At 68.6% G+C, this 15,197-nt stretch carries 17 protein-coding genes and 1 pseudogene; 16 read left to right on the forward strand and 2 right to left on the reverse strand.

The window, feature by feature from the left end; all coding sequences use genetic code 11:
- The first annotated feature begins 157 nt into the window (after positions 1–157).
- The 3 genes from AC0VYP_RS02105 (at position 158) to solA (ending at position 2,737) form a co-directional block, all read left to right on the forward strand.
- Positions 158–613, forward strand: coding sequence for a hypothetical protein (locus tag AC0VYP_RS02105; RefSeq protein ID WP_475472215.1), 456 nt, complete (start codon positions 158–160; stop codon positions 611–613).
- A gap of 360 nt (positions 614–973) precedes the next feature.
- The gene (locus tag AC0VYP_RS02110) at positions 974–1,339 is read left to right on the forward strand and encodes a BP74-related protein (RefSeq protein ID WP_475472216.1); all 366 of its coding nucleotides are present in this window, start codon (positions 974–976) and stop codon (positions 1,337–1,339) included.
- A gap of 258 nt (positions 1,340–1,597) precedes the next feature.
- Positions 1,598–2,737: an N-methyl-L-tryptophan oxidase gene (gene solA, locus AC0VYP_RS02115; RefSeq protein ID WP_475472217.1), complete on the forward strand. Its 1,140-nt coding sequence runs from the start codon at positions 1,598–1,600 to the stop codon at positions 2,735–2,737.
- A 91-nt stretch (positions 2,738–2,828) separates the two neighbouring features.
- Here solA and rraA read toward each other — a convergent pair.
- Positions 2,829–3,314 (reverse strand): annotated as a pseudogene (rraA, locus tag AC0VYP_RS02120) (ribonuclease E activity regulator RraA).
- Positions 3,315–3,493: 179 nt separating this feature from the next.
- Here rraA and hemL point away from each other — a divergent pair.
- From hemL to AC0VYP_RS02150, 6 genes are all read left to right on the forward strand, one after another.
- On the forward strand, positions 3,494–4,786 hold the full coding sequence (gene hemL, locus AC0VYP_RS02125; RefSeq protein ID WP_475472218.1) for a glutamate-1-semialdehyde 2,1-aminomutase: 1,293 nt from the start codon (positions 3,494–3,496) through the stop codon (positions 4,784–4,786).
- 173 nt (positions 4,787–4,959) lie between these two features.
- Complete coding sequence (locus tag AC0VYP_RS02130) at positions 4,960–5,958, forward strand: LysR family transcriptional regulator (RefSeq protein ID WP_475472219.1); 999 nt, start codon at positions 4,960–4,962, stop codon at positions 5,956–5,958.
- The gene (locus AC0VYP_RS02135; RefSeq protein WP_285760669.1) at positions 5,955–6,590 is read left to right on the forward strand and encodes a histidine phosphatase family protein; all 636 of its coding nucleotides are present in this window, start codon (positions 5,955–5,957) and stop codon (positions 6,588–6,590) included. The genes AC0VYP_RS02130 and AC0VYP_RS02135 overlap by 4 nt, the downstream gene beginning before the upstream one ends.
- A gap of 241 nt (positions 6,591–6,831) precedes the next feature.
- On the forward strand, positions 6,832–6,930 hold the full coding sequence (locus AC0VYP_RS02140) for a 30S ribosomal protein bS22 (RefSeq protein ID WP_078760640.1): 99 nt from the start codon (positions 6,832–6,834) through the stop codon (positions 6,928–6,930).
- Between the two features lie 130 nt (positions 6,931–7,060).
- Positions 7,061–8,065, forward strand: coding sequence for an NAD-dependent epimerase/dehydratase family protein (locus AC0VYP_RS02145; RefSeq protein ID WP_475472220.1), 1,005 nt, complete (start codon positions 7,061–7,063; stop codon positions 8,063–8,065).
- Between the two features lie 105 nt (positions 8,066–8,170).
- Positions 8,171–9,088: a lysophospholipid acyltransferase family protein gene (locus tag AC0VYP_RS02150; protein WP_475472221.1), complete on the forward strand. Its 918-nt coding sequence runs from the start codon at positions 8,171–8,173 to the stop codon at positions 9,086–9,088.
- A gap of 30 nt (positions 9,089–9,118) precedes the next feature.
- Here AC0VYP_RS02150 and AC0VYP_RS02155 read toward each other — a convergent pair whose 3' ends face one another.
- Complete coding sequence (locus AC0VYP_RS02155; RefSeq protein WP_285760673.1) at positions 9,119–10,000, reverse strand: HAD family hydrolase; 882 nt, start codon at positions 9,998–10,000, stop codon at positions 9,119–9,121.
- 185 nt (positions 10,001–10,185) lie between these two features.
- Here AC0VYP_RS02155 and AC0VYP_RS02160 point away from each other — a divergent pair, with 185 nt between their 5' ends.
- The 7 genes from AC0VYP_RS02160 to AC0VYP_RS02190 all read left to right on the forward strand — a co-directional run bounded on the left by AC0VYP_RS02160 (position 10,186) and on the right by AC0VYP_RS02190 (position 14,958).
- Positions 10,186–11,379 carry a putative quinol monooxygenase gene (locus tag AC0VYP_RS02160; RefSeq protein ID WP_475472222.1) on the forward strand — a complete coding sequence of 398 codons (1,194 nt, stop codon included), beginning with the start codon at positions 10,186–10,188 and terminating at the stop codon, positions 11,377–11,379.
- A gap of 190 nt (positions 11,380–11,569) precedes the next feature.
- Positions 11,570–12,259, forward strand: coding sequence for an LmeA family phospholipid-binding protein (locus tag AC0VYP_RS02165; protein WP_475472223.1), 690 nt, complete (start codon positions 11,570–11,572; stop codon positions 12,257–12,259).
- Between the two features lie 156 nt (positions 12,260–12,415).
- The gene (locus AC0VYP_RS02170) at positions 12,416–12,739 is read left to right on the forward strand and encodes a thioredoxin family protein (protein WP_285760850.1); all 324 of its coding nucleotides are present in this window, start codon (positions 12,416–12,418) and stop codon (positions 12,737–12,739) included.
- A gap of 368 nt (positions 12,740–13,107) precedes the next feature.
- On the forward strand, positions 13,108–13,197 hold the full coding sequence (locus AC0VYP_RS02175; RefSeq protein ID WP_432707497.1) for a putative leader peptide: 90 nt from the start codon (positions 13,108–13,110) through the stop codon (positions 13,195–13,197).
- A gap of 122 nt (positions 13,198–13,319) precedes the next feature.
- A complete protein-coding gene (locus AC0VYP_RS02180) occupies positions 13,320–13,796 on the forward strand; it encodes a DUF4395 domain-containing protein (RefSeq protein ID WP_285760676.1) in 477 nt (158 codons plus the stop codon).
- Positions 13,797–13,816: 20 nt separating this feature from the next.
- Complete coding sequence (locus tag AC0VYP_RS02185; RefSeq protein ID WP_285760677.1) at positions 13,817–14,656, forward strand: sulfurtransferase; 840 nt, start codon at positions 13,817–13,819, stop codon at positions 14,654–14,656.
- Positions 14,653–14,958 (forward strand): DUF1416 domain-containing protein, encoded by a 306-nt coding sequence (locus tag AC0VYP_RS02190; protein WP_285760678.1) that lies wholly within the window; start codon positions 14,653–14,655, stop codon positions 14,956–14,958. The genes AC0VYP_RS02185 and AC0VYP_RS02190 overlap by 4 nt, the downstream gene beginning before the upstream one ends.
- The last annotated feature ends 239 nt before the right edge of the window (positions 14,959–15,197 follow it).

Consider the following 15,197-nt stretch of genomic DNA (forward strand, 5'->3'; position numbering starts at 1 on the left):
GCCCCGAGCGCGAACGATGCTCTTTTCTCCAGCGGCTCCGACCTCTGTCCCCAGACTTCGCAGGGCATCGTTGCCGGGGGGCGCCTGCCCGGCCCGCCGGGTTCGAGGGGAACGGATCCGCCCGGGCGCGGCGAGACGCGCCATCGATGTGCGGGCGGTGCGCGAACAGTCCGCGCCGGTTCGCCGGGCCGCCCCGTCCCCGGTTGCGGACGGGATGCCGCCGCTGGTCGTCCGGCGTTCGGTCGAGGTGCCGGCTGTCACCGGTCCGACGGGGCCCAGGGCGCCTCGCGTCCTCGGTATGTGTACGGCCGCCGCGGCCCTGATCCTGGTCACGGTCTTTCCGGCCCAGGCCGCCCACGGTGACATCCTGCTGTGGGACCCGCTCAACAACACGGAGTACACGATCTCCGCACCCCAGGGCGGGGAGTGCTACAACAGCAGCGACGACGGTTCGCAGTTCTCCGCCAGCAGGGTGCGCAACAAGACCGACCGCACCATTGTGCTGTTCGAGAACGGTGCGTGTGACGGGCGTATCGGTGCGGTGGCCGCGGGGGAGACCTACGAGTTGGACGTTCCGGCCGTGAGTTCGCTCCGGATCCTGGGCGAGGAGTAGCCGTTCGGTCGGCGCCCGCTCCCGGGGTGCGGGACGACCGCCCGAAGCGGTCCGCCGAGTTCGCTCGCGGCTCGAAGCAGCGCCCTTCGACCGGGCCGTTCGCGTTGTGCATCCCGTGCGGGCGCAGCGGGGTGCACAACCGTGTGCCATGCCGTCGCGCGGCCCCGGCTCGGCTGCCAGGGGGTCCCCTGGGGGCGAGCTCGACACTCGCTCCTCCGGGGCCGAGTTCGCCCGATGGTGTCCACCGGCCAAGGGTGAAAACTCTCCGAAATCGATTGGCGACTTGGGGTGGCGTCCATTTCTGGGTGGGGCCCCATCCCTGTTCAGAACTGGTTTGCACACTTCACGAGGAGTACGGATATGAGCGACCCCGTCTACTTCGCCTTCACCGCCAACGGCCATCCGGAGTTCATCTTCAAGCTCACCAGCGAGGCGCGAATCGCCGAGGCCCGCCGGATCGTCTCCGGCGAGGAGATGGAATCCGTGCATGTCATGGGCAGGATCAGGAAGCAGCGAAAGGACTACAACCCCCGTTGGGACTTCCACTTCGATCCCGACACCATTTCGTTCTTCACGATGGCGATCGAGGTGTGCGACGCCTCTCCCCACTACGTCAACGACCACCTCGATGAGGCGTGCGGCGCCTTCCTGCCGGGATGTTTCTGGTGCCCGTGGGATTCCAAGGTCACCCGCGAGGTCCCGGCAGCCGAGGTGGCCGCGGTCTGACCGGACCCCTTCGGGGCAGCCGTTCGTCCCGAAGGAGTCGTGAGGACGATGCGCCGGCCGGTTCCACCCGAGGCAGGGAAGCGCTTCCGCATATCGCGAGGTGGGAAGAAGCACCGGTCATCGTCCGTTGGCCTCCCCGCCGTGCCACACCAGCGGCGGAGGGGGCAACCCCGCGGGATACGCGGGATACGGTCGTCGTCCGCGCGCCTCGCGGGCAACCACGTGGCCCCCACGCTCTGAGCTGCGTAGAGTCCCGTCATGCCTTCCTCATACGACGTCATCGTGATCGGCCTCGGCGGTATGGGCAGCGCGGCGGTCTGCCACCTCGCCCGACGCGGACAGCGAGTGCTCGGCCTGGAGCAGTTCGGTCCGGCGCACAGCCTCGGCGCGAGTCACGGCGGTTCCCGCATCTACCGGCAGAGCTACGCCGAGGACCCCCAGTACGTACCGCTGCTGCTGCGGGCCCGGGAACTATGGGACCAGCTCGGGCGCGATGCAGGGGAGAGCGTCTTCACCCGGACCGGTTTCCTCACGGTCGGCAAGGAGGGCGGCCCGATGGTCAACGGATGCCTGCGCAGCGCCGACGAGTGGGGACTGGAACACGAACTCCTCGACGCGGTCGAGACCCGTCGCCGGTTCCCGACCTTCACCCCGGGGAGCGACGAGGTGGCCTTCTACGAGTCCCAAGGGGGAGTTGCCCGCCCGGAGGCCACAGTGACCGCCCACCTGATGGTGGCGGAACGCTCCGGAGCAGAGCTGCGCTTCCATACGCCGGCACTCCACTGGACCGCGGACGAGGGGGGAGGCGTGCGGGTCACCACCCCCAACGGTGTCGTCACGGCCGGTCGGCTGGTCGTGGCACCCGGTGCCTGGGCCCCGAAGCTGCTCCCCGGGCTCGCGGTCCCCCTCCGGGTGGAACGCCGGGTCATGTACTGGTTCGCCCCCGAGGGCGGTACGGCTGCCTTCGACGTCGCCCGTCATCCCGTCTACATCTGGGAGGAGTCGGCGGGGAGCGAGGTCTACGGCTTCCCCGCTCTCGACGGCCCCGGCGGCGGGGTCAAGGTCGGTTTCCATTCGGTGGGGGATCGGGCCGACCCGGACCGGCTCGACCGCGAGATCCACGACGTCGAGGCCGAGGCGCTGCGGACGTTCCTGCGCCCTCGCATCCCGGCCCTGGCCGGCCCCCTGGTCAGGGGAGCGGCGTGCACCTACACGCTCACTCCCGACGCGCACTTCGTTGTGTCGCTCCATCCGGAGCATCCACAGGTGACAGTGGCGTGCGGCTTCTCCGGCCACGGCTTCAAGTTCGTGCCGGTGATCGGGGAGATCCTCGCCGACCTCGCGGTGGAGGGGACGACTCGACACCCCATCGCCCTGTTCGATGCCCGGAGACGGTAGGCCACGGCGGTTCCCGGGCGCGCGTCCTCACGAGAGCCGTCCGCGCACGGCGTCCGCCCGGTCGGACACGGAATCGGAAACGAAGTCCTCGTCAACCCAGGTGCTCCTCGGCCACCACGGTGCCGTCCTCGTCGCTGTGGAGCCGGCCGCCCCGGGAGAAGAGGACGCCGCCGAAGAACACCGGGGCGCCCACGAGTCCCTTCCCGGCCGTGGCGGACGTGCGGGGGTCGGGCCCCGGCGCCTTGACGCCCAGACGCAGGGGCGACAGCTCAGCGACGTCGCGCACCGCCCCGTTGATGACCACGCCGGCCCAACCGTCGGCCTCCGCCGCCTTGGCGATCGTGCCCCCCATGAGCGCGCCGCGCAGCGACCCGCAGCCGCCCACCACCAGCACCCGGCCACGACCCGGTTACCCCGACTGCTCCTTGACCAGTGCGTTGTCCTCGTGGCAGGCGACCGTCTCGATGGGTCCGGAAAAGACGCACGCCCCGCCGAACTGACGGAACCGGGTCGCACAACTGGCGATGGAGTCGCCGTGGTCGTCGATCAGGCCGGCGGTGGCGGGGCTCCCGGCCATGGCGGTCTCCTTCTTCGCTTCCGGGCGGTCCCGCCCAGCCACGCTACCCATCGTGCTTCCTCGTGCCCGGCACCGGTCCGGGGCCGCCCGCGGAAGTGGCCGGGGACACCGTTGATCGGGGCCCGCCGCTCGACCGGTCCCCGATACGGGGCTGTCTCCGCAGCTGAGAGACTGGACGGGTGGGTAATCATCAGACATCTCGTGAGCTGTTCAAACGCGCCGGCGCCGTCATCCCCGGTGGGGTGAATTCGCCGGTCCGCGCCTTCGGAGCGGTCGGGGGCACGCCCCCGTTCATGGCATCGGGCAAGGGCGCGTACCTGACCGACGTCAACGGGAAGGAGTACGTCAACCTGATCTGCTCGTGGGGACCGCTGATTCTCGGCCACGCCCACCCCGAGGTCGTCGCCGCGCTCGCCGAGGCCGCCGGCAAGGGCACCTCCTACGGTGCGCCCACCCCCGGTGAGGTGGAGCTGGCCGAGGAGATCGTCGCCCGTACCCCCGTGGAGAAGGTCCGCCTCGTCAACTCCGGCACCGAGGCGACCATGTCGGCGATCCGCCTGGCACGCGGAGCCACCGGACGCCCCAAGGTCGTCAAGTTCGCCGGGAACTACCACGGCCACGTCAACGCCCTGCTCGCCGCAGCCGGCTCCGGCGTCGCCACTTTTGCACTGCCCGACTCGCCCGGTGTCACCGGCGCCAGCGCGGCGGACACCATCGTGCTGCCCTACAACGACATCGCCGCGGTCGAGAGGGTCTTCGCCGAGTCCGGTGACCAGATCGCCTGCGTCATCGCCGAGGCGTGCCCCGCCAACATGGGAGTCGTCCCGCCGCAGGCCGGTTTCAACGCCCGCCTCAAGGAGATCGCCGCCAGGCACGGTGCGCTGCTGGTCCTGGACGAGGTCCTCACCGGTTTCCGGGTGAGCGCGGCCGGCTGGTTCGGGCTGGAGGGCGTCGTCCCCGACCTCATGACCTTCGGGAAGGTGATGGGCGGCGGCCTGCCCGCCGCCGCGTTCGGAGGCCGTGCCGACCTCATGGACCAGCTCAGCCCGGGGGGACCGGTCTACCAGGCCGGGACGCTGTCGGGGAACCCGCTGGCCACCGCGGCCGGGTTGGCCACGCTGCGCGGGGCCACCCCTGAGGTGTATACGCGCATCGACCACGCCGCCGCGACCGTGTCAGCCGCTGTCGCCGCGGAGCTGACCGCAGCCGGGGTGGCGCACCGTATCCAGCACGGCGGCAGCCTGTTCACGGTGTTCTTCACCGACGCCGAGGTCATCGACTACGACGGGGCCCGTGCCCAGAACACCGGGCAGTTCGCGGCCTTCTTCACCGCCATGCTGGAACAGGGCGTCTACCTGCCGCCCGCGGCCTTCGAGGCGTGGTTCTTCTCCGCGGCCCACGACGACGCAGCACTGGACCGTGTGCTCTCCGCACTCCCCGCCGCAGCTCGTGCCGCGGCCCGAGCGGCCTGACCGGACCGCGGCGGGCCCGGCCCGCCGCGGTTGTCCGACGGCGATCGGTTCCACCCGCCCGGAGGGCGAACCGCGCTGCTCCGGGACGCGTGCAACCACGGTCGCCCTCGCTGTGATCAGATGAGCTACGTATTTCGTCAGCCGATCGTTTAGGACAGGTTTACGCTGGTGGGATGCTCGACCTTGACCGGTTACGCGCGCTCAACGCCGTCGCCGAATACGGCTCGGTGAGCGCGGCCGCCGAAATCCTCGGGATCACCACGTCGGCCGTCTCCCAACAGATCGCCAAACTCGAACGCGAGACCTCCTCCCGCCTGCTGGAACGCAACGGGCGCGGTGTCCGGCTCACCGATGCCGCACAATTGTTGGTCGGCCATGCCGAGCGCATCCTCAGCATGGTGGCCGAGGCCGAAGCGGACCTGGAGGCCCAGCGCGGAAGCGTCGTCGGAACGATCAAGATCGCCGCCTTCGCCACGGCCTCGCGCGGGATCATGCCGACGATGCTCACCGGAATCGCCCACATCCATCCCCAGCTCACCGTCGAACTCCACGAGTGCGACCCCAAGACCGCGCTTCCCCAGGTCCTGCGCGGCGATTTCGACGTCGCCGTCGTGCAGGACTGGAAGAACTCCCCCCTGCCCTTCCCCGATGGGCTGCAGAAGCTCCACCTTCTGGACGATCCCGCAGAGGTCGCACTCCCCGCGGGGCATTCACTGGCCGGCCGGGAGTGGCTGGCCGTCACCGACCTCGCCCAGGAGAAATGGGTGGGGGCACCTCCCGGAGACATCTGCCACGCCTGGCTGTCCCACACGCTGCGCCACGGGGGCGTGGAACCCAAGATCGCGCATTTCTCCTCCGAGTACCCCACTCAGCTGGCGCTGGTGGCCACCGGGCTGGGTGTCGCTGTCCTGCCCAGGCTGGGGCGCGACCTGCTGCCTCCCGGCGTGGTCACCGTGCCGGTGAAGCCCCGGCTCGTGCGGCACGTCTACGTCGTCTGGCGCACCGAGGCCGGCCGTCAACCCGCTGTGCAGGCCACGGTGGCAGCCTTGCGCGCGGCGGTCGATACGGTTGAAGGGAGTCGCCCGGAGTTCACTCCGGCGCGGTCTTTTCAGCCCAGCGGCACGACGCGAGCCGGGGCAGCATCCGGAAGGGAAACGGTTCCGCCACGATGACCACGACCACCGTCGTCCACCTACTACGGCATGGCGAAGTACACAATCCCAACGGGATTCTCTATGGCCGCCTGCCTGATTTCCACCTGAGCGAGCGCGGCCACGCGATGGCCGAACTGGCAGCCAAATGGTTCGACGGCCGCGACATCGCCACGCTCTACTCCTCTCCGCTGGAACGCGCGCAGGAGACAGCTGAGCCCGCCTCCGTCGCCTTCGACCTCCCGATCAGGCTGGACGCGCGGCTGCTCGAAGCCGGCAACCGGTTCGAGGGCAAGCCGTTCAACCCCCGTTCGGTGGCCGATCCCCGCAACTGGGGGCGGCTGTACAACCCGATGCAGCCCTCGTGGGGGGAGCCCTACACCTTCATCGTCAAGCGCATGGTCGAGGTGATCCGCGCAGTGCGCAAGGAGGCGTGGGGGAGAGAAGCGGTCTGCGTCAGCCACCAACTGCCGATCTGGATGGCGCGGAGGGCAGCCGAGAAGCAACGGCTGTGGCACCGTCCCGATCGACGCCAGTGCAACCTCGCAAGCGTCACGTCGTTGACCTTCGAGGAGGAGAAGCTGGTCAGCGTCTCCTACACCGAGCCGGCAGCTTCCCTCTACACCAGTGGCCGGGTCGTTCCGGGGGCGTGATCGCGCATCCGCAACGTTTTCGTCCCGGCCCTGCGTTCGGGGCCCGGACGAAGAGGGTAGGCTAGTTTTTCGGGTGCCGCCTCTGTCGGAGGCGGGTCTGCCCTGGTGTCGGGCCGCGTGCAACGCGCGCTGCCGCACTCGCAGGACGGCGAGTCGAGCCTCCATCCTCCCCGCGAATGCGGAGATGGTCCCGAGTCCGTCGCCGTGTTCTCTTTTGATCGTGTGCAACTGAGGTGATCCCATGGGTTCCGTTATCAAGAAGCGCCGCAAGCGCATGGCCAAGAAGAAGCACCGCAAGCTGCTCAAGAAGACCCGCATCGCGCGCCGCAACAAGAAGTAGGCCCGTCTCTCCGCGGATGCATCACGATCCCGGCCCGCCTGATGGCGGGGCCCGGTTTCGTGATCGGCGCGGAGACACTTCTTTCTCCTGTGCCGTGCGTCCCGCTGCAAGTCAAGGAGGCGTGCCCGTTATGGCCCGCGTCGTGCTCGTCACCGGGGTCTCCCGCTATCTGGGAGCCCGGGTCGCGAACGCCCTCCAGGCCGATCCCCAGATCGACCGGGTAATCGGAATGGACTCCTCTCCGCCGCAGCAGCCGCTGGGGCGCACCGAGTTCGTCAAGGCCGAACTCCACGACGGCAGCGTCAACACCGTCGTACGCGACTCCGGAGCCGACACCGTCCTGCATCTCAGCCTCGTCGCCACCCCTTCGGCAGCGGGCGGCCGGGCGGAGATGAAGGAGAACAACGTCCTGGGCACGATGCAGTTGCTGGCGGCCTGCCAGCGCTCCAGCACCGTGCGTCGTCTCGTGGTCCGCTCCACCGCTGCCGTCTACGGCTCCTCCTCGCGCGACCCCGCGCTCTACACCGAGGACCTCGAAGCCCGCGACACCCCGCGTTCCGGCTACGCCAAGGATGCGGTCGAGGTCGAGCGTTACGTTCGCGGACTGGCCCGCCGACGCCCCGACCTCTCCATCTCGGTGCTGCGCTTCGCCAATTTCATGGGGCCTTCGGTGGACTCCCCGCTGACCCGCTACTTCGGGTTGAAGCTGGTGCCCACGGTCCTGGGCTACGACCCCCGCATGCAGTTCATCCACGAGGACGACGGCGTCGAGGTCATCCGTCGGATGGCGCTCAACGAGCGTGACGGGGTCTTCAACGTCGCCGCGCCGGGTGCGATGCCGCTGTCGCAGTGCCTGCGCCGCGCGGGGCGCCCCGAGATGCCGGTTCCCGCACGCGGTCTGAAAGTCCTGGGCGGCCTTGCCCGCAAGGGGCATCTGGACTACTCGCCCGAGCAGTTGCGACTGCTCTGCTACGGACGGGTCCTGGACGCGAGCAAGCTCGAACGCGCCCTCGACTGGGAGCCCAGTTACACCTCCCAGGAAGCATTCGACAGCTACGTGGCCACCAACGGCGGCGAGCCCGCGGGCTTTATCGGACAGGTCTGGCCCCGCCGCCAGCTGCGAGAAGTGCCCTGAACCACTCCTGATCGATTCCCCCTTTCCGGCATTGTCACGAAATAATGACGATGCCAGTGCTGTGCTGCCACGGTGGCGCTGCTCTTCACGAACGAGGGGAAAGCCTTGACCACGCCCGGCGACGACGCCACCGATCCGACCACAGCCGAACCCGGCCTCGCGCCGGTCGTTCCGCTGGTCTCCGCGGTGGAACGCGCCGAGCCGCTCAACGCGTTCCTGGAGTTCTGCGAACGTCGCCTGACCGGCGCCTACGCGGTGGACGACTTCGGCTATGACGAGGACCTCACCGAGCAGGTCCTGCTGCCCCTGATCCGGGTCTGGTACGAGAACTGGTTCCGGATCGAGGTACGCGGCCTGGACAACGTCCCGGACGCCGGGCGAGCCCTCGTGGTGTCCAACCATTCCGGGGTGGTGCCCTTTGACGCCCTCATGCTCCAGGTGGCGCTGCGCGACCACCACCCGGCCGAGCGTCGATTCCGGATGTTGGTCGCCGACATGGTCTTCGACATTCCGGTGCTGTCCCACCTCGCCCGGAAGGCAGGCCACACACTCGCTACCCCAGAAGACGCGGAACGGCTCCTGGGGCAGGACGAGTTGGTCGGGGTCTTCCCGGAGGGCTACAAGGGTCTGGGCAAGCCCTTCAGCGAGCGCTACCGGCTCCAGCGCTTCGGGCGCGGCGGTTTCGTCTCCACGGCTGTGCGCACCCGCTCGCCGATCATCCCGTGCTCGGTTGTCGGTGCCGAGGAGATCTATCCCAAGATCGGCGACCTCACGGCGCTGGCCCGGCTGCTCAAGCTGCCGTACTTTCCGGTGACACTGACCTTTCCGCTGCTCGGACCGCTCGGCCTGATCCCGCTGCCCACCAAGTGGATCATCGAGTTCGGCGAGCCGATGGGCACCGAGAAGTACGCCCCCGAAGCCGCAGACGACCCCGGAGTGATCTTCGAGGTGGGCGACCAGGTGCACGACACCATCCAGCAGACCCTGAACCGGTTGGTGATCGAGCGGGGCGACCCCTTCTAGGAGGGGCGCCCCGCTCGCGGCCATGGCCGCCTAGGAGCGTGCGCGCCTGCGCAGCAGGCTCACGGCCACGCCGCCGGCCACCGCGCCCGCGATCGCCGCGGGAACGCCGACCTTGAGCGCCTTGCGGTGCTTGCGGAAGTCGTGCACCGGCCAGCCGTTGGCGTCGGCGTGGCTGTTGAGGTCGTCGTCGGGGTTGACGGCATTGGGGTGGCCCACGATGGACAGCAGCGGCAGGTCGTTGTAGGAGTCGCTGTAGGCCGTGCAGGCGCCGAGATCGATGTCCTCGATGGTGGCGAGGGCGCGTACCGCCTCTGCCTTGGCCGGACCGTGCAGCAGGTCGCCCACCAGGCGGCCGGTATACACCCCGTCCACGGATTCGGCCACCGTGCCCAGCGCGCCGGTCAGGCCGAGCCGGCGCTTGATGATGTCGGCCAGCTCCACCGGAGTGGCGGTGACCAGCCAGACGCGTTGCCCCGCGTCCAGGTGGCGCTGCACGAGTACACGGGCGCCCTCCCAGATACGGTCGGCCATGGAGTCGTCGTAGATTTCTTCGCACAGTTCGACGAGGTCGTCAACCTTGTGCCCGGCGACGAAGGCCAGTGCGGCCTCGCGCGCGGCGTTGATGTGCTCGGGCTGCTCGTTGCCACTGATCCGAAAGACCATCTGGCCCCAGCCGAATCGGAGCAGGTCACGGGTGGTGAACAGGTCGCGCGCGGCCAGACCGCGCGCGAAATGGTAAATCGATGCCCCTCGCATGAGGGTGTTGTCCACATCGAAGAACGCCGCCCCACGCGTATTGCTGGTCGGCTCGTATTCGCCCTCGGCGGCCAGAAGTGCCTCGGCGGCCGCGGCGGCGGCCTGCCCGGCGAGCGCGGCGCGGCCGTGGTCACGGTCTCGGAGATACGCCCACATGCTGTGAGCCTACGGCCAGCGGTGGCAGGCTGCTTACGCGCGGCTCGTCAGGGACATCCTTTGGTGAGGTAAGTCACATCTTGGTGGGTCTATTGGGCGTGATGCCAGCAGGATCACACTGGAAGCGGGACCGCTTTACCCACCGAGTGCGCGTTCTGGGCTGAAAGTGCAGCATCATTGTCGAGATGGTCGAGGTAGGACTGGCATTCATCTGCGCCCTGGTGGCATGGAGCGCCGCCGCGGCGCTCAGTACGCGTACGTACCGCAAGCCCGAGCTCTTTGCGGGAGTCTGGACCGCTGCGGTCCTCATCCTCGCGATCGCGCTCAGTGCGGCGTTCCCCGGAGCGCTGCTCGGGTTTTCCCCGCTCACGTTCCGGCTCTTCCAGATCGGCGTCAGCCTTCTGGGACCGCTGCTGCTGGCGTGGGGCGCGGTCGAGTACGTGGTGCGGTCGCCACGCGCTCTCTTCGGCGTGCGACTGGTCGTCACCACCCTGGGCATCGTCCCCCTGGCAGTCCTCACCCTGGACCCGCTGCGCGGGCGCTACGGCAACGGGTATCCGGCGGCGGCCGACCACTACGCCGCCATTCCCATGAGCGCGATCGCCCTGGTGGACGTGTTCGCGCTGATCGCCCTGCTGGCGTGCGCGATCGTAGCCGGGCGCAGGCTGGGCGAGCAGCCCCGCCAGGCCAAGCACCAGTTCGTCGTCCTCTCCTTGATCGCCCTCTCCGTCCTGCTGTTGGTGCTCGTCGGTCGGATGGGCCTCGGCCTGCTCGGCCAGGTCATTCTCCTCGGTGCCATCGCTGCGGTCTGGGTCGCGCTGATCCGGGCCACCGCACCCCAGCGCGAGCGCTCCAGCCGCCGCAGGGGCGGACGCCGCACGCGGGAGCAGGACGAGGACGAGGAGGGCTTCGACGATTACGACGACGACTTCGACGACGACTACGACGACTACGACGAACCCGACGAGAAGGAGCAGCCGGTGCGGCGCAAGCGGCGCGGTGCGGACTACGACGACGAGCCAGTGGCTCCGTCTCGGCCATCTCCCCGCCTGTGCGGGGTCATCACCATCTACACGCTTGCCAACGGTCACGCCGATGCCTTCGACGACGACGCCGACGAGGTCGTCGAGGAGGTCCGCCGCCACGAGCCCGACACCCTCTTCTTCGCCTGTCACACCGTGCCCAGTGCCCCGCTGCAGCGGATCGTCTATGCGATCTACCGCGACGAGCTCGCTCTCGAGGAGCACGAGCAGCAGCCGCATGTGGCCGACTTCGCCCGCCGGCGGACCCCGCACGTGGTGGCGACGAATGTGATCGAACTGTCCCTTTCCGGGGCGTCGGCCACTGATGGCCTGGTTGACATGCTGATGCCTCGCTGAGGCCGAAGGTGCCCAGGGGGTTTCAGGGCCCCGGCAAAGTGGGTATTCCTCAAAGTTCGCTGGGAGAACTCCCCCCGGGAGCCGGAGGGTGTCCAACCCTGAAGTACGCTCCTAAACGTGTCCGGGGTCAGGTGCGGTCGTCAAGCGCCGCGCGACTCGCCAGATCGACCGGGAGTGTGCTGGAAGCCCGATGCGAAAGTTCCTCGTATTCCTGATTTTTCTGCTGATCCTGCTGGTCGCAGCCGATCGTGGCGCGCACTACGCCGCTGAGAACGAGATCGCCAAGCGCATCGCCCAGCAGTACGGAATGGCGACCGAGCCCGAGGTCACCATCGAGGGCATCCCGTTCCTCAACCAGGCGATCAACGGTCAGTATTCCGAGATCCGGGTCGTCACCGGTGCACTCAGCATCGAGGACGTCCAGGTGGACCGGGTCAACGCCACCCTGAGCGACGTCAACGCCCCCTTCGCCGATCTTCTCTCCAGCCCCACGGCGGTCGCCGGAACCGTTGACGGCACCGTGCTTCTCCCCTACAGCGAACTCCAGAAGCGGCTGCCCCCGGGCGTGGTCATCGAGACCGAGAACGGTACGCCGAGGATCTCCGGTGACATCGCCTACCAGGGCTTCAGCGTCGCACTCCAGAGCGAGTTCACGATCGAGGTCGAGGACGGCATTCTGACGGTCATCCCCGGTGAGATCCAGCTCGGCGAGCAGATCATCCCCAAGGGGTGGGTCCAGACCAGCCTCTCCCCGTCGATCAAGCTTCCCCGACTGCCCTTCGACCTCCAGGTCACCGACGTCGAGTTGCTGCCCAACGGGGTGCAGGCCACCGCTACGGGCACCGACGTCCCGATCGTCGGCGGTCAGCTCACCCAGTAGGTCCTTTCCATGGAAACCGTGCAGATCGCAGGGAGTGCGGCACTCGTCGTCGCACTCCTGCTCGCCACGGTCCTCGGCCTGGTGGCCCGACGCTCCAGCGGTCGGTTCCGGACCCCGGCGCTCAGAAAATCCGGAAGGCGGGGGAGTGCGGCGGCCATGAGCGACAAAGACTCCCTGACCCCTGCCGACCTCGGCCAGGCGCTAGGGGAGCGGGCCACCCTGGTGCAGTTCTCCACCGCGTTCTGCCAGCCCTGTCGTGCGGCCCGCAGAATTCTTCACGAAGTCAGCGGACTGGTTCCGGGGGTGGCCTACGTCGAGGTTGACGCGGAATCCCATCTCGACCTCGTGCGCCGCCTCGACATCCTGCGCACCCCTACTGTTCTGGTGCTCGACGCCCACGGCCGCGTCAGTACCCGTGCCAGTGGGACGCCTACCAAACCCGACGTCATCGCCGCGCTGGGCCGGGCCATCCCCGGATAGGCGCGGTCCGTGCGTGCGGACCTCCCCGGTGCGGCGCAGCGGGGAGAGGGCGGCCCATGGACGCGGTGCAGACGAGGAGAACCGGGACCGTGCCCCTCGCCCAGGAGATCACGGCCGCCGGCCGCGCTTGCCGGGCGCGGCGCCGAGGACCGATCGGACCTGCTCGACACGGGGAAGGGGCTTCCCGGCGCACCTGCCGGCACCCTGGATCTTTCGGCCATCGGACGAAGGGGCTCGTCCGCCCGTGCCGGGCGCGGGCAGCGCCACCTGCTATCCGACAGGAATGCCGACCAACCAGATCGGTTTTTCAGGCATTGTGAACCACCCCACCCGTGACATCGTGTTCGCGAACACGTACCATCGGGAGCGTGACTTTCCTGACAGGCGCGCTTTTGACGAAGCGGCGCGCGGTTGATTTCTGCCGCGTAGCCACCGCGCTCTGTCGCGCTGCCCGCTAAGCGGATCTTTCGCGCGCCCTTCGGCGCCCGGACCGCCGCGGACCTCCTCCCGCACCCTTTTCTTGCGGTGCCGCAGTGTCTGAAGATCTCTCTCGCATCGCTTACGCAGCTGGGAAGCCACAATGCAGGTCGATCCCAGAGGGCAGCGCTTCGCCGCTGGCATCACCACCCTCGTTCTCGCCTCCGTCCTCGTCACCGCCAACGCCTGGCTGCTCGCCGTCCAGACCCTGGTGTTCGCGGCCGCGGTTCTGCTGGGGCTGCGGTTCTCCCCCTACGGACTCCTCTATACGCGGTTGGTCAGGCCCAGGCTCGGTCCGCCGCGCGAGTTGGAGGACGCGGCTCCGCCGCGCTTCGCCCAGGGAGTGGGCCTCGCCTTCGGCCTGATCGGCCTTCTCGGCTACCTCTTCGTGGGCGATTGGCTGGGTATCGGCGCCACCGCTGTCGCGCTTTTCGCAGCCTTCCTCAACGCCGCCTTCGGTTTCTGCCTGGGCTGTGAGACCTACCTGCTCATCCGCCGACTCACCGACTTCACTCATCGGGCCGCCCACCCGGACCGGCCCGACGGTGATCACCACGCACCCGCGCAGCAACGACAGTAATGAATCAAGGAGGGTTCCCCGTGAGCCGCACTGATGTCCTCGTAGACGCCGAATGGGTCGAGTCGCATCTGGACGACGCCGATGTGGTCGTCGTCGAGGTTGACGAGGACGCGTCCGCCTACGACAAGGGCCACATCCGCAATTCCGTGAAGCTCGACTGGAAGAAGGACCTCCAGGACCCGGTTCGCCGCGACTTCATCGACAAGGCGGGTTTCGAGAAGCTGCTGTCGGACCGCGGGATCGGCAACGACCACACGGTCGTGCTCTACGGCGGCAACAACAACTGGTTCGCGGCCTACGCCTACTGGTATTTCAAGCTCTACGGCCACGAGAGCGTCCGTCTGCTCGACGGCGGCCGCAAGAAGTGGGAGCTGGACTCCCGCGAGCTGGTCGAGGACGTGCCCGCGCGCGCCGCGACCACCTACGTCGCCAAGGACCAGGACTCCTCGATCCGTGCCTTCCGCGACGAGGTCGTCGCCGCGATCGGCACCAAGGACCTGGTGGACGTGCGCTCGCCCGACGAGTTCACCGGCCGCCTGCTCGCCCCCGCGCACCTGCCGCAGGAGGTCTCCCAGGTGCCCGGACACATTCCCACCGCCCGCAACATCCCTTGGGCCAAGGTCGCCAACGAGGACGGCACCTTCAAGTCCGAGGACGAGCTGCGCGAGCTCTACACCGGCGCAGGCGTGGACCTGGACAAGGAGATCATCGCCTACTGCCGTATCGGTGAGCGCTCCTCCATCGCGTGGTTCGCGCTCAGTGAGCTGCTCAACGTTCCCAACGTCAAGAACTACGACGGTTCCTGGACCGAGTACGGTTCGCTGATCGGCGTTCCGGTGGAGCTCGGGGAGGCCAAGTGAGCGACAGCTGCGGAGCACCCATCGGCGGGGTCGCCCTCGCCGGAGTTGACGCCGGCAACCAGGCAGTCATCCAGGGCACGGTCACCCGGGACGGCCAACCGCTCAGTAGCGCCTACGCGCGCCTGCTGAACGACGACGGCGAATTCGCCGGCGAGGTCGTCACCGGAGACGAAGGCACCTTCCGTTTCTTCGCCGCCGACGGCGAGTGGAAGGTCCGGGTCCTGGCCTCCAAGGGCTTCACCGACGAGTTCACCGTTCAGGCCCAGACCGGAACGGTGATCGATCTCCAGGTCAGCGCCTAGCGATTCCACCGAGCGCCGGTGGCCGGGAGAGACTTCCCGCCGCCGGCGCTCGGCGTCTGCCCGGGGCGGACGCTGTCCACTGTCGGCCGTCGGGCACCTCCGTCCACGACTGCACCGAGTAACCGCCGCTACCCCGAAGACGTGCGCAAAAGACCGAGCGAGCCCGCTCGGGCCCGGCTCCGTGACCGTCTTGGCACAGTCGCCGGACTGTGCCGAAAACCCCTACGGGTCTAGGCTTT

The organism is Nocardiopsis sp. iso_186, assembly GCF_056173365.1.

Excerpts from the sequence above, each read along its gene's own strand:
- AC0VYP_RS02170 (WP_285760850.1), top strand. The coding sequence starts at position 12,416 with ATGAGCGACAAAGACTCCCTGACCCCTGCCGACCTCGGCCAGGCGCTA.
- AC0VYP_RS02180 (WP_285760676.1), top strand. The coding sequence starts at position 13,320 with ATGCAGGTCGATCCCAGAGGGCAGCGCTTCGCCGCTGGCATCACCACC.
- AC0VYP_RS02135 (WP_285760669.1), top strand. The coding sequence starts at position 5,955 with ATGACCACGACCACCGTCGTCCACCTACTACGGCATGGCGAAGTACAC.
- AC0VYP_RS02160 (WP_475472222.1), top strand. The coding sequence starts at position 10,186 with ATGGTCGAGGTAGGACTGGCATTCATCTGCGCCCTGGTGGCATGGAGC.
- AC0VYP_RS02145 (WP_475472220.1), top strand. The coding sequence starts at position 7,061 with ATGGCCCGCGTCGTGCTCGTCACCGGGGTCTCCCGCTATCTGGGAGCC.
- solA (WP_475472217.1), top strand. The coding sequence starts at position 1,598 with ATGCCTTCCTCATACGACGTCATCGTGATCGGCCTCGGCGGTATGGGC.
- AC0VYP_RS02130 (WP_475472219.1), top strand. The coding sequence starts at position 4,960 with ATGCTCGACCTTGACCGGTTACGCGCGCTCAACGCCGTCGCCGAATAC.
- AC0VYP_RS02140 (WP_078760640.1), top strand. The coding sequence starts at position 6,832 with ATGGGTTCCGTTATCAAGAAGCGCCGCAAGCGCATGGCCAAGAAGAAG.
- AC0VYP_RS02165 (WP_475472223.1), top strand. The coding sequence starts at position 11,570 with ATGCGAAAGTTCCTCGTATTCCTGATTTTTCTGCTGATCCTGCTGGTC.
- AC0VYP_RS02110 (WP_475472216.1), top strand. The coding sequence starts at position 974 with ATGAGCGACCCCGTCTACTTCGCCTTCACCGCCAACGGCCATCCGGAG.
- AC0VYP_RS02155 (WP_285760673.1), bottom strand. The coding sequence starts at position 10,000 with ATGTGGGCGTATCTCCGAGACCGTGACCACGGCCGCGCCGCGCTCGCC.